The following is a 12,627-nucleotide window of genomic DNA, read 5'->3' as shown; positions in this document are numbered from 1 at the left end:
TCGGTATAGGTGCAGCCAATGTGGTAAATGAGGGGTGAAACTATGAGAAGTAAAAACTATTTCCGGCTATGTCAGACATTTTCCTGAAGGAACTTAAAGTTCCTCGGTAGAAGTATAATATTATGGTTATCATAATTAGCAGAGCATATACTAATAGAGTACAACAGGCACTCTATTTTAATGATTTTATTAGGGAGCAATGTCAATGCTTAAAAATTGGAATGATTTAGAAAGTTATACCCAATATGTCTACTCGACCTTGCTTAACCCTCGAGATAATGGAGTGGAAGTTAGTCGTAATGTTATCCTTAAAGGATTAAAAGGTGAATATCAAATTGATGTATTTTACCAATTTGAAAATGCAGGCTTTATACATCGTGTAGCGATAGAGTGCAAATATCACAATCGCCCGCTTGATCGTGATACTATTATGCCATTTTGCAACAAAATTACTGATATTGGAAATATTATTGGGGTTATAGTTAGTAAGTCTGGTTACCAAAGTGGTGCAAAAGAATACGCTGAAAAACATGGCATTACTTTGTTGAAAACTGAAGATTTACCAAGATTTAACATTTTGGTTGCTGATTATTTGATAAATTCAATTTTACCTACAAAAGACTGGATCGGTGAGCCTTTTTGGATTTTGATGGAAAGAGAGGAAGATAATGTTTCAGGTTCATACTACAAGTTTGCACAAAAACATAATGGAAGAGATGTAATGCCTTTATTCTTTTCAAAGCGTGAAGCAATCGACTTTCTAAATGAATTTGAGCAGGCACCGCATTTCGCAATAAGAGGTGTTCCGCAACATTATTTAAAACGTTTGATCGCAATAACAGAGCGTTTAAACCCTTTATTCTTCTTAATGCTTCCTGCTTTGAATGAAGAACAAGCGAAAGGTTTATTAATTGAACCAATTGAATTAATGAAAAGATATCTGTTATCAGAGATATTGCCTGAGGAATATCAAGAGTTTTACGTTAAAAGGAAGTTTCGTAACAAGAATGAACTTACTCTTTTAAAAATATTGAAAGCAATGAAAGGTAAAATTGGTGCAGAATTGGCGGAAAAAATATTAAAAAAGAAAAATAGGTAATTACGGAGTCGTGATCCCGGTAACCGTTCAACCTGAAGTGCTGGCGTGAAAGATGAAGCGGAGGGCCATTTGATGAAATAAAAGATTAAACATTCGATGCAAAGCAAACGGTCCGCTGTGTGCCAAAAGCGGAAGTGATTAACATCCATATGTGTTGTTCAACGGGGAACGGGTCACTTCATTTTTCTGCCCTCAGGAAACGAAAAAAGCGCGCCAGATCAAATCTGCTTCACGCGAGTGCGTTAATCACGTAGCCGGGACGTTTCAACCTCATTAAGATGGCGGAGACACTTTCTGTATGAAGGATACGCCGGTGATAGGCTCACAATGGAATAAATGGGATTTACACATCCACAGTCCCCTGACATGGCTGGCCAACAGCTATACTCCGGATGATATTGAGAATTATGTTGGCACGCTGGGGGCGCATCAGCTGTCCCTCATCGCTGTGACGAACTACTTTTATTTCCGGCAGAACGAACTGGAAATCATCCGGGAGGAGATTGCCCGGCAGGGGCTGGCGATCACGGTACTTGCCAACGTGGAATTCCGTCTCGATCAGCAGAACCGGGATGACCAGTTCAATAACATCCATATTCTCTTTTCAGAAAAGCTCTCAACCGAGCGCATCAATGAAGCCCTTTCCCGCCTGCCGATCAGGCTGACGGATGGTGAGGGGAAGAATGTCTACTGCTGTGAGAAAAGCCTTGGCGACAGCGGGCACGGTGTCGATACCATCACTGTTGCACTGTCAGAGCTGACTTCCCATCTTAATTCCGCGCTGCGTCCATTCCAGGATTTTCTAATTGCAGTGTGCCCCAACGGTTACGGCGGATATCGTCCGGGGGGCACCGGACGGTCCGTAGCCGCCGCGACCGAGATTGACCGCCAGGGACAAATAATTTTCGGTGGTGCCGCCGATCGTGCATTTTACCTGCGGACCGACCGTTATCCCGGCGCCACAATCAAACCCGTCTTTCTGTGTTCGGACGCGCACAGCATGGCACAGATTGGCGGGCGTTATACGTGGGTAAAGGCGATGCCGACTTTTGAGGGACTCCGGCAGGCCCTACTTGAACCCGAGTCTCGACTGAGGATAGGGGATGACTGGCTAGCCACTCGCACACCCAAGGCCCACTTCAGTAAGATCGAGGTGGAAGGGACAATTTTTGACGGGCAGGAGATCCGTTTCCGGCAACTGGCAATCCCCCTGAGCCAGGACATGGTCGCCATTATCGGAGGCCGGGGAACCGGAAAAAGTCTGCTCCTCGATGCGCTTCGCTCCCGGTTTGCCGGAGCCGCCACCAGAGGAAGTGAGCAACGTGCGGTGAATGTGCAGAATCTCTGCGTTGAACTGGACAAGGCCAACGGGGAAAAGGTGCGCTTTGATGCACATTCAGAAGGATATGAATACCTTCACGTATCGCAGGGCGAGATCAAAAAACTCTGCCAGGAACCCGGTCTTATCAGCGACGAGATTAAAAAAATGCTGCGACTGTCTCCTCACCATGAGGCCGGCAGTACGGGCATTCAGCTGAACGAAAACCTCAGTGCCTGGCGCGCATGGCGTGAGTTTCTTACCTTTAAAAATGAGCGTGATGAGCCGATCAATACGCGGTCATTTCAGGAAGCCATGGCGAGAACGGCCCGGGAAAAAATTGATGTCCTGACCAGCAACCGTAACAGGGAGCTGATCGCGCGATTTCGTGACAACAGCGGCCGGCAGGCCACCCTGACACAGGCAAGAAAACACGCCACCGGGCTGCAAACAGCGATTGAAACCGTCGCTCGGGATCTAATTACAAAAATTGACGCCGTCAATGCTGCCGTCGATGACGGCACGGTTATCCCGTACCCTGATCTGTCATTGATTGATGCCGCCGTCGGGACAAAGCTGGCCAGCATTGACGAGCATACAGCCCGGCTTGCCGAGGATGATCGCCGTATCATTTCATCGTTTCAGGAGCAGGGGGTAGGGCAGGATATCGCTGGATTACTGGAGAAGGTGCAGGAATATCAGCTGCAGGCGGATCGTGCAGATGAACACTTGGGCACTATTGACGCCCGGGAGACACAGTATCAGCAGGAATTACTCCAGCGAGGCGTACTGGCTACCGCGTTTATTGACACGCTGCTGACAAGGCAGGAAATTATCGATACTGCTTATGGCTCTCTGTCCACCAGACCACACCTGACTGAAGATCAGCAGGCGCTGATCCGAGATATTCTGACGGACATTCGTATTTACGGCCGGCCGCATTTTGATGTAGCGGCGTTTTACAGCGGCTTGCTGGATCATATGAACCGCGGCCGGTTCAGGGCTTCCGCTGAACTGACATCTGTTGAAAGGCTACGCGATGTGTTCCAAGTGCAAACCATTGCTGATTTACATGCACTGCTCTCCAACGCTCCTGTAATGGCACTGCCGGAATGCCCAGACAGGAAACTCACCATTGAAGAATTTCTGTGGCGCATTGAGTACTTTAACAGCCCGGGACCATATGCCCTTCTGAGCTTCCTATTCAACCCGGAACATATCCAGCAATACCTGAGCGTCAGGGCAGAGTTTGAATACAAGGGAAAAACCGTCGAGAAACTGTCTGCCGGTCAGCGCGGAACCTTTTACGTCTGTCTCAAACTGGCTACGGATGCGTTTGGCTCACCTTTTGTCTTCGACCAGCCGGAGGATGATCTGGATAACGATTTCATCATGTACAATCTGGTGCCGCTGTTCCGGAAAATCAAACAGTACCGTCAGGTCATCATAGTGACTCATAACGCTAACCTAGTGGTGAACTGTGATGCGGAACAGGTGATAATTGCCACAAACGATGAAGAGGTGATCAGTTACCGTGCAGGGGCACTGGAGTACGGCGATCATGACGCACCAAACAGCATGCGCAAAGCAATTTGCGATGTGCTTGAAGGGGGCCGCCACGCATTTGAGGCTCGGGAGCAGAAATACGGCATGCTCTGGCTCAATTCCTTATAGAGAAGAGCTTAAGGAAGAGAACCGGAGGTTCAAACAGCAGTTTGTGATCTGGTAATACAATGCATACAAACATGGAATGACAGAACATCAACTTAATACTCGGTTGATAAAGATTGACCGGGAACGTTCTGACGGTGAAAAACGATGATAATCACGGTAGAAAAATTTTTCGTAATATTGATCATAAAGGAGATTGAAAATGATTGATCAGTCTTTTTCAGCAAAAAATTTTAGAAGAATATACGACCTAGATAGGAAAAACAAAGGTACTATAGAAGTTGAACACTTTCCTGATGCATATAAAATTAGGAAGAAAATGATAAGGTTAAAAGCTTTTATTTACTGGCACTCAAGAAGACTTAAAAGTGGTCAGATTAGCGCTGCTAAATTTGAAGAAAAGGAAAATATAATTAATGCGCATATTAAACTAAGGAAAGAACAATATAATAATGAAGTAAATGAAAAGTTGAAGATTATTGCAAGTAATGTCAGTGTAAAAGGGTACACGTTACCTTTGACGTTATTGCCACAACAAGTGAAAAATAAAAGTGTATATTCAATTGGAAATTCAGTTGAAGAATTATTTGTGTCTCGGCAAATAAAGTGTATTTTAAGCGCATTATATACAATAAAATCAAATAATAGGGATCTGATTATCAGTCGCCTAAGCGCTTTGGCTAAGGAAATGAGTCCAAAGTATATAATTAGGGCCGATGTTGAAAGTTTTTATGAATCTATAAATCATAAGTCTTTATTAGATATGTTACATTCATCACCTAAATTATCTGTTCCTCCACGTCGGGTGATTACTCAGCTAATTAGAAAATATCAGGTTTTAACTGGATTAGATAAAGGGGTGCCTCGTGGTGTAGGCATAAGTTCGTATTTATCTGAGCTGTATATGAGTGTTGTAGATGATAAAATAAGAACCTTACCAGATGTTACTTATTATGAACGATTTGTAGATGACTTGATAGTAGTTTTCTCGCCAAATAAAGTGGGGAATACAGATGACTATCTCCCCAAAATCACTAATATTATAAATGATCGTGGCTTGTTCCTAAATAATAAAACAAAAGAATTGGATTTATTTACACAAACTAATAAAAACTTTGAATATCTAGGATATAAATTTCAGCTAACAGCTGGAGGTTGTAGTATAAAAATGAGTTCTAATAAAGTTCAAAAAATTAGAGGTCGAATTGATAAAACATTTGATGAATATAATCAGAGTGTTAGTAAAACACCGAAGAGAGCAGCAAAAAATATTTTGCTTAGAATGAAGTTTCTTACCGGAAATACTCGGCTTTATAATAGTAAGTCAAAAGCTTTTGTTGGCATATATTTTAGCAATCGATTCATAACTGATTTATCTGACTTAAGTGGATTAGATGCTTATTTGTCGAATAAAATAAATGGATTGCAAGATCAGAAACTTAAAAAAAGAATTAGTAGATTTTCTTTTAATAAAGGTTTTGAAGATAAAGTTTTCAGGAAATTTAGTTTCATCGAATTTAGCGAGATATCTAAGGGATGGTCACATGTCTAAAAAAGCATTATCTATAAATTTCCCTATAGAACGAGTAGTTCTTTCCGATTTTTTACCATATGAAGTTCCTATTATTTTTTCAAATAGACATTTTTATAACTTTATTGTTAAGTATCAAATAAAACATGATGGATTGAATTTTATATGGTTAAAGAGAGATGACTGTTTAAATAGTTTAATACTACTTTTATTGGGGCTTGAAAATGGCACTGCAACAGTTGAAATAGTTGTTGATGGCATTAGTTATATTAAAACAAATATCGAGCATGCTAAACTGCCTAGTATTGCCTTTACTTTTCCAATTTCGCATAAACATAAAGAATACAGATACTTGTCTCTAATGCATCCTAAGGGGCAGTTATTAGGTGTTGATTTTTATAGAAATTATAAAGATTTAATAACATACTATTCTAATGTTAGCCCACTCAGCCTCAGATCAGCAAAAAGGGTCGCTGGTTGTACTTACATCGATTCCAAGTCTCTTATTGAAAGTTTTGAGAAAGAAGATTTAAGTATTGAGGTTGAAGGTCAGGATTATGAAAATTTAAAATCTTTTTTTGTTTATAAGAAATATCGTAATATTTTTGAGTTTTATGAATCTGAAGATCATCATTGGTGTGAAAAACGTTTTAATTTCCTCTCTAAATTAGATGTATCGAACTGTTTTGATTCAATATATACCCATTCAATTTCATGGGCTGTTTTGCAAAAAAATTATGCAAAACAACAGTTAAATAAGACAAAATCGACATTCCCATTTAAATTTGATCAATTAATGCAGAGGTCTAACTACAACGAAACAAATGGCATAATAATTGGACCGGAATTATCCAGAATTTTTGCAGAGATAATAATGCAGTCAGTGGATAACAATATAATTAATGATCTTAATAAAGAGGGTTTAGTTCTTGGGGGAGATTACCAAATATATCGCTATGTCGATGACTATTTCATTTTTTATAATGATGATGATGTGTTCAATAAAATTAGAATAAGTGCGCAGACAAATTTAAAAACTTACAAGCTAAGTTTGAATAAATATAAAGAAGAGAAGTTTTCCCGGCCAATAATAACTCCCATAACTATTGCCAAGAAAAAAATAGCGAATTTGATATCTGAAAGAATATCTTATAACATCATTGACAATGATTCTTTAGACGAAAATTCAAATAAAGGCAATGTCTATATACATCAAAATAGTTTATCTACCGACTTTAAATCGATACTTTCTGTATCAGGCATAACATATTCGGATATCTTAAACTATTCATTGTCTATAATTGAAAGGAAAATCAAGACACTTTTTAAAGATTATAAAGAACTATCAAAAGAGGAAAGTGGTGACCGCCAACTAATTAATGCTATTGTATCTGTGGTGAATTTCACATATTTTATATATGCAGTTGCCCCGAAAGTGAATAGCACCATAAAATTATGCAGGATAATTCAGCAAGTAATTATGTTTGTTAAAGATCAAAAATTAGGCGAGGAATATCAACATATTGTATTCAAATGCGTATTCGATAACTCGTGTTCTATTTTAGACAAATATTCTGTTGATAAAACAACACCTATTGAAACTTTGTATTTGCTGGTGTTAATCAGGCAGCTTGGTAAATATTATTGGCTAGGCGAGAAAAGCTTAATAAAATATTTTAATATTGGCTTTGATGGCGACACCTACACATTTGATGATAACTTAAATTACTTTTCTATTACTTCTTTATTGTTTTATATGAGTGACAAAAAAAGATATAATGGAGTCAGGAAACATCTTTTGCTTCATATTGAAAACATTTATAGCATGAAAATTGATACTCTTCTAAATGAATCTGAAATGGTTCACTTAACGTTGGATCTAATAGCTTGTCCTTACATACCTGTTTCTTTTAAAAAATCTTTGCTTTCTCGTTATGGTATTGATAAATCTTGTGTGAAAAGAATTATCTCATTAAATGAATATTGGTTTACAAAATGGAATGACTTTGATTTTGCAAAGGAACTGGACGCGAAACTTAGCAACGCTGTATACTGAGAGGGAGCGCATCAGGCACCCTTAATGGCTGTTGGCAGCCGCACACACCAGCGCTAACAGGTATGATTGCCCTATGCATGGGAATTATGCTTGGCGAGATTCGTCTGAGTCTTTCCGTTGAGATAGCCCCCTACTACACAGCTTTGGCCTATGTTGTAGGGGGTTGTCGATACTAAAGTGACCTAGGTACCATTCTCTCCAGCTTGGAGATACATTGGTGTCAAAACTAGCCTGACAATTTTCTTAAATACTTAATCTAAATTAATCAGTGTGCCAAGACTTTGCTCGGCGTTCTTGCATGTTTGATTCGTTGATTACCACAAATATAACAAGAACATGAACAAGTTGCTTGGTAAATTTCCCCTACAACTTTCGGTGTTTTTGCCACCGCAGTTCGATAGTTTTTCTTTTGGATTTTAATCGAGATATATGGTGGCGCCGCCAGGCCCGATTTCTAACCATTTCCATTCACTCCAATTTTCGAACGCGGCGTCATACCGCGCCATTATCAATCTTTGGAGTTTGATATCAACCTGATTTTTCATGAATATCTCTAAATTTGATGGCGCAATATATCATTAATTAGCAGATGAAAAGTCTGACACTCCACATTTTCATCTAGGCTCCACGTTGTCAGCTATAGGACAGGCGACAAGATCTATCAGCAGATATAGCGAGATTTACGGACGTGCCAGCATTTGTAATTTTGAAAAGCACTGGTTCTGGATCAACGCCTAGAGTGGAAGGATGCCGCTGACCTAATCCACGTGATCAGATACCTAGGCTCGATAGAGGAAGTCGCAGCTCTATTCGTTCAGCGTATTCGTTCAGAGCTGCACCCAGAAGTGGACTGACCCCATAAAGTTGGACAGTTCATGTTAAGCGGCTTTCAGGGCCTGGGTTCGGTATTCTACCGGACTCAGGCCTTTTAATTTCAGGCTTATTCTTTCGTTGTTGTAGTAATGGATATATCCCTCTATCGCCTCCCTCAGTTCCCTGAGACTCCCGAACTGGCTCAGGTAAAAAGCACTCCGATTTCAGCGTACCGAAGAAGTTCTCCATTACTGCATTATCCAGGCAGTTTCCTTTACGCGACATACTTTGCGTTATGCCCTTTGCCTTTAATTTTGCCTGATAGGCTGCCATTCGATACTGCCAACCCTGATCCGAGTGCAACAACGGGGCATCTTCTGGACTGAGCTTTGCGAACGCATCACGCAGCATGGTATTCACCATTTCCATCACCGGTCTTTCCGACAGGCTGTATGAGATGATTTCCCGGTTAAAAAGATCGAGAACCGGTGACAGGTACAACTTTTTACCCTGTATCGAGAACTCTGTAACATCCGTAACCCACTTTTCGTTGGCTTTTGATGCACTGAAGTCCCGACTCAGGATGTTGGAGGCTGCCTTGCCCGCTTCCCCTTTCCAGGCGCGATATTTCTTCACCCTGATAAGCGACCGGAGCGACACCTCTGCCATCAGCCGCTGTACTGTTTTATGGTTCACCAGCAGCCCCTGCTTTCTCAGTGAGAGCGTGATCCTGCGGTAACCATAACGCCCTTTATGATGGTGGTATATCTCTCTGATTTTGTCTTTCAGTCCGGCATGCCTGTCCACTCGTTTCAGCGCGTTCATATTGTGATACCACGTACTGCGGGACATCCCCGCTGCACGCAGAAGGTCACTAAGCGCATAATTACGCCTTAGCTCACTGATTATTGCGGCTTTTTGCCGTTTTTCTCGCTTTGAACTAAGGCCTTTAGCTTTTTTAGGTAGGCATTCTCTGCACGCAGGTAACGGAGCTCAGCCCGCAGCTCTTCGGAAGATAACTTTTCCAGCGCTTCATCGGTAAGTGGGGATGCTTTTTTGGGTTTTGTCATGCCTTTGCTCCGGCCGGGTTTTATGCTCAGAAGTCCATTCTCACCAGCGTCTTTGTAGACATTAACCCAGTGCCGGACAACGGTCTCGTTTGAGATATTAAACCGTGCGGCAGCTTCGCGCATTGAAAGTTCTTCACCGAGAACAGTCCGGACAACAGCAATCCGGAATGCCGGAGAATGGCGGTCATTTTTCCAGGTAATGCCATCAATACCGTGTAATTGCCAGGCTCTGACCCAGCGACGAACGGATGTTCTTTCGACACCAAAACGTTCTGCGGTCCGTTGTGTCCCGTCATTGCCGTAGAGGTAATGGCTGACCACAGCCATTCTGGTTTCGAGGGTATATTTTGGCTTCGCCATAAAAAATTGCACCTTACTCAGTTGGGTGTCCAACTTTTGGGGTGCAGTCCAGTTATGCGGGCTTTTAGATTTGAGGTAATATCAGGAAATTGCACCATACCTAAAAAGCATATCATGATTTTTTAGTTCGAAATTATAGAAGATGTTATTATCTCCTTTTTCTTTGTAATGCACCATCCATTGATTCAGGATTATCCATATTAACGCTGCCCTTTCTGTAAGTAATATTTTATTTTCATTTCGAGGAATGCCAAAATCCCTGGCGACTCGTTCCTTTTCATTCTTATTAAGAATTGAATTAATTTCAAGCTCTACAGGCAGGTTAAGTTTCCATAATGAGTCATAGTCAAGACTATGTTCTTTCTCTATATCTTCATTAGTTTCAGAAACATCAATAACTCTGGAAAAATTAAAATTTTTATATCTAACAGCGGGTTGTGACGGGGCGTTTTCATGGTAAGCCCTGAAAATCCAGTTCCTGCCATCAAATAAAATAGCCAGTGGAGAGAGTAATCTGCTGTCTGTGTTTTTACTGGACGCTGAATCGTAATTGCAGAGAATTTTTTTGTTATTAAGCATTGCCCTGGTGATTTTAGAAACCTCAATTGAGTTAAGAGTTGATTTTATAAAACCAACTCTCTCGAAAGGCGTGTTGATTCTGGAGTTGATTATCTTATTTTTGTTAAACCCTTCAGCTAACATTTCTAGTGCGTCATCTACACTAAAGTCCACAAATGGAATAAAACTGTCAATCTTGATTATGAATTTCTTTTCGCTTTTATCATAATCGAAATTATTCTCTCTGAGAGAATTGTATTCCGCAATTATGCGCGTTGCGGTAATTTCAGAAACATCAAATTCTTTAGTTATATCCAGTCTGGAAAATTGTCCTTTGTAGAGCAATAAAAAATCAATAAAAGCTAATCTCAGAGCTAAGTTCTGGTCATTTTTTAGTATGTCTGTAAAAGATTTATCGGTCATGGTATCAGCCTCATGTCTACTCTAAGTAGATTCTACCACAAACCATCGCTCACATGGTTATCATTTTGATAGTCTTATAGATCGATTTATAGGTTCGTATATGGCATGTTTCCATGTGCAAGTGCTTGACAAAGGGCAGCCGGCATTTTAGATTAAAGCTGACTAGTGGGAATTGGTCCCACCGGTAACTTTTAGGAGCAGCCCAGATGGCTACTAACCCACCGAAAGATGGACATAGAAATGGAATGGTTAAACAGCGCTCACAGGTGTTTAATCCATTGACGGAGACATGGACTAAGCGTGATACGCAGACAGGGCGCTTTATGGATGGTAAGGCAGATGGTGATCCATTCAAAGGCGTAAGAAAGGAAAAGTAAAGTGGATGCTGTATTAAGCATCCACTTTATGATTGCACTCAGCACTTAACTTCCCCAAGAAAGTGCCTAACCCAAAGGCTGTTAATCAGAATGCCATGACGGAAGCTTCTGGTCAACAGCCAACACATAAGAGGTTCTTTTATGAACTTTCAGCATTATAGTTTAAATCATCGTCACAAGGGCGATGTGGTAGAAATCTCCTTGCAAGGAAATGCCGCTAATATTCGGGTCATGGATGATATTAATTTCCATAGATATAAAAGCCGCCAGCGTTATCAATATCTGGGTGGGCTAGCTATGAAATCACTTACTCGGATTCAAATACCAAATGAAGGAAACTGGCATGTTGCTGTTGACCTTGAAGGTTACCGTGGTAATGTGCGCTCATCTGTAAGAGTACTGTGAGATAAAAAGGGGCCTTCCAGGCCCCCAATTCATTATGAAAGCATTGGCTATTTTTGGCAGCACTGCGCGGTATGAAAGAGAAGCTTCATCAGATATAGATTTAATCGGCCTTTACGATGAGGTTGCAGTTAAATCCATTACTGAGCAGTCAGTTTCTCTTTTCATGTACCCGGAAAAAAAATTGGTCGAAATGATGACCAATGGGGATTTATTCTCTCTACACTTGGTTAAAGAAGCACAGCCTATTTATGGAAATGAGATATTCGAATGCATTTTCTCTAAGTTCAATTATAAAGAAAACTATCAGCAGGAAATGAATGTGTCGATGTTTGTCGCAGAATACATCCTTAATAACTACGAGATGCTAAAGAATTACTCAGAGGCCAATAAGAAACTATCATGGTCACTGCGAACTTTTATCATTGCCGTTTCTGCTCATGATAGAAAACCTGTTTTTTCCAAAATTAAAATATCGGAATACTTATCTTTCCCAAATTTAACTAGTCAGGATATTTTAGTTGCTATCAATATAAAGGCATTCAAAAACAAACTGCCTGATAATATAATGCTGAAAATAAAGGATATTTTTAGTTATCTTGCAGAGAGTAATAATAGTAGCCCAAGATGTGAAATGGACATTGAACTGGCGACATCAATTATAAAAAAAATTGGGATTGGTTATTCTGGTTTATTTGTTGGCGGTCAGTAAAATAGTCCGTCAGTTCAGACGGGCTGAATTTTTTAAAATTTATAGCTATTTCCTGCAGTGACTGAACGCTTAGGCGCTGGTTGACGTCACAAGGGCTAGTATCTACGCCGCGGAACCAGTACTCGCGGTCAAAGATATTATTGATTCTGACATAGCCGTTAAGCATGGTGCTGCCAGATTTGTACAAGTACCGGCTTACCTTGTATTCCGTATCTAGTAGGACGGCATCTGGCACAG

General features: G+C 40.7%; 8 protein-coding genes and 1 pseudogene. 7 read left to right on the top strand and 2 right to left on the bottom strand.

Annotation, left to right across the window (positions count from 1 at the left end; translation table 11 throughout):
* Nucleotides 1–205: 205 nt before the first annotated feature.
* The 4 genes from ACF3VQ_RS12915 (at nucleotide 206) to drt3b (ending at nucleotide 7,675) form a co-directional block, all read left to right on the top strand.
* Nucleotides 206–1,099, top strand: coding sequence for a restriction endonuclease (locus ACF3VQ_RS12915; protein ID WP_392431352.1), 894 nt, complete (start codon nucleotides 206–208; stop codon nucleotides 1,097–1,099).
* A 313-nt stretch (nucleotides 1,100–1,412) separates the two neighbouring features.
* On the top strand, nucleotides 1,413–4,091 hold the full coding sequence (locus tag ACF3VQ_RS12910) for a TrlF family AAA-like ATPase (protein ID WP_392435572.1): 2,679 nt from the start codon (nucleotides 1,413–1,415) through the stop codon (nucleotides 4,089–4,091).
* A gap of 199 nt (nucleotides 4,092–4,290) precedes the next feature.
* The gene (gene drt3a, locus ACF3VQ_RS12905) at nucleotides 4,291–5,640 is read left to right on the top strand and encodes an antiviral reverse transcriptase Drt3a (RefSeq protein ID WP_392431350.1); all 1,350 of its coding nucleotides are present in this window, start codon (nucleotides 4,291–4,293) and stop codon (nucleotides 5,638–5,640) included.
* Nucleotides 5,633–7,675, top strand: coding sequence for an antiviral reverse transcriptase Drt3b (gene drt3b / locus ACF3VQ_RS12900; protein ID WP_392431348.1), 2,043 nt, complete (start codon nucleotides 5,633–5,635; stop codon nucleotides 7,673–7,675). Before drt3a ends, drt3b begins: the two co-directional genes overlap by 8 nt.
* Before the next feature lie 878 nt (nucleotides 7,676–8,553).
* Here drt3b and ACF3VQ_RS12895 read toward each other — a convergent pair.
* Nucleotides 8,554–9,918, bottom strand: a pseudogene (locus tag ACF3VQ_RS12895) (IS3 family transposase).
* 81 nt (nucleotides 9,919–9,999) lie between these two features.
* Nucleotides 10,000–10,899, bottom strand: a complete 900-nt coding sequence (locus ACF3VQ_RS12890) for a WYL domain-containing protein (protein WP_064360485.1) — start codon at nucleotides 10,897–10,899, stop codon at nucleotides 10,000–10,002.
* Nucleotides 10,900–11,105: 206 nt separating this feature from the next.
* On the opposite strand from ACF3VQ_RS12890, the gene ACF3VQ_RS12885 reads away from it, so the two are divergent.
* The 3 genes from ACF3VQ_RS12885 (at nucleotide 11,106) to ACF3VQ_RS12875 (ending at nucleotide 12,390) form a co-directional block, all read left to right on the top strand.
* The gene (locus tag ACF3VQ_RS12885; protein ID WP_169804715.1) at nucleotides 11,106–11,276 is read left to right on the top strand and encodes a hypothetical protein; all 171 of its coding nucleotides are present in this window, start codon (nucleotides 11,106–11,108) and stop codon (nucleotides 11,274–11,276) included.
* Between the two features lie 141 nt (nucleotides 11,277–11,417).
* Nucleotides 11,418–11,681, top strand: coding sequence for a DUF1883 domain-containing protein (locus ACF3VQ_RS12880; RefSeq protein WP_100675220.1), 264 nt, complete (start codon nucleotides 11,418–11,420; stop codon nucleotides 11,679–11,681).
* Nucleotides 11,682–11,715: 34 nt separating this feature from the next.
* The gene (locus tag ACF3VQ_RS12875; protein ID WP_392431346.1) at nucleotides 11,716–12,390 is read left to right on the top strand and encodes a hypothetical protein; all 675 of its coding nucleotides are present in this window, start codon (nucleotides 11,716–11,718) and stop codon (nucleotides 12,388–12,390) included.
* Nucleotides 12,391–12,627: the final 237 nt, after the last annotated feature.

It is taken from the genome of Yersinia fenwicki (assembly GCF_043099325.1).
In the GTDB taxonomy this organism is placed as follows: Bacteria; Pseudomonadota; Gammaproteobacteria; order Enterobacterales; family Enterobacteriaceae; genus Yersinia.
This window is presented reverse-complemented; position numbering and strand designations above follow the sequence as displayed.

Bases quoted from the DNA above. Each gene is read 5' to 3' on its own strand.
- ACF3VQ_RS12890 (WP_064360485.1), bottom strand. From the start codon at position 10,899: ATGACCGATAAATCTTTTACAGACATACTAAAAAATGACCAGAACTTA.
- ACF3VQ_RS12915 (WP_392431352.1), top strand. From the start codon at position 206: ATGCTTAAAAATTGGAATGATTTAGAAAGTTATACCCAATATGTCTAC.
- drt3a (WP_392431350.1), top strand. From the start codon at position 4,291: ATGATTGATCAGTCTTTTTCAGCAAAAAATTTTAGAAGAATATACGAC.
- ACF3VQ_RS12880 (WP_100675220.1), top strand. From the start codon at position 11,418: ATGAACTTTCAGCATTATAGTTTAAATCATCGTCACAAGGGCGATGTG.
- drt3b (WP_392431348.1), top strand. From the start codon at position 5,633: ATGTCTAAAAAAGCATTATCTATAAATTTCCCTATAGAACGAGTAGTT.
- ACF3VQ_RS12875 (WP_392431346.1), top strand. From the start codon at position 11,716: ATGAAAGCATTGGCTATTTTTGGCAGCACTGCGCGGTATGAAAGAGAA.
- ACF3VQ_RS12885 (WP_169804715.1), top strand. From the start codon at position 11,106: ATGGCTACTAACCCACCGAAAGATGGACATAGAAATGGAATGGTTAAA.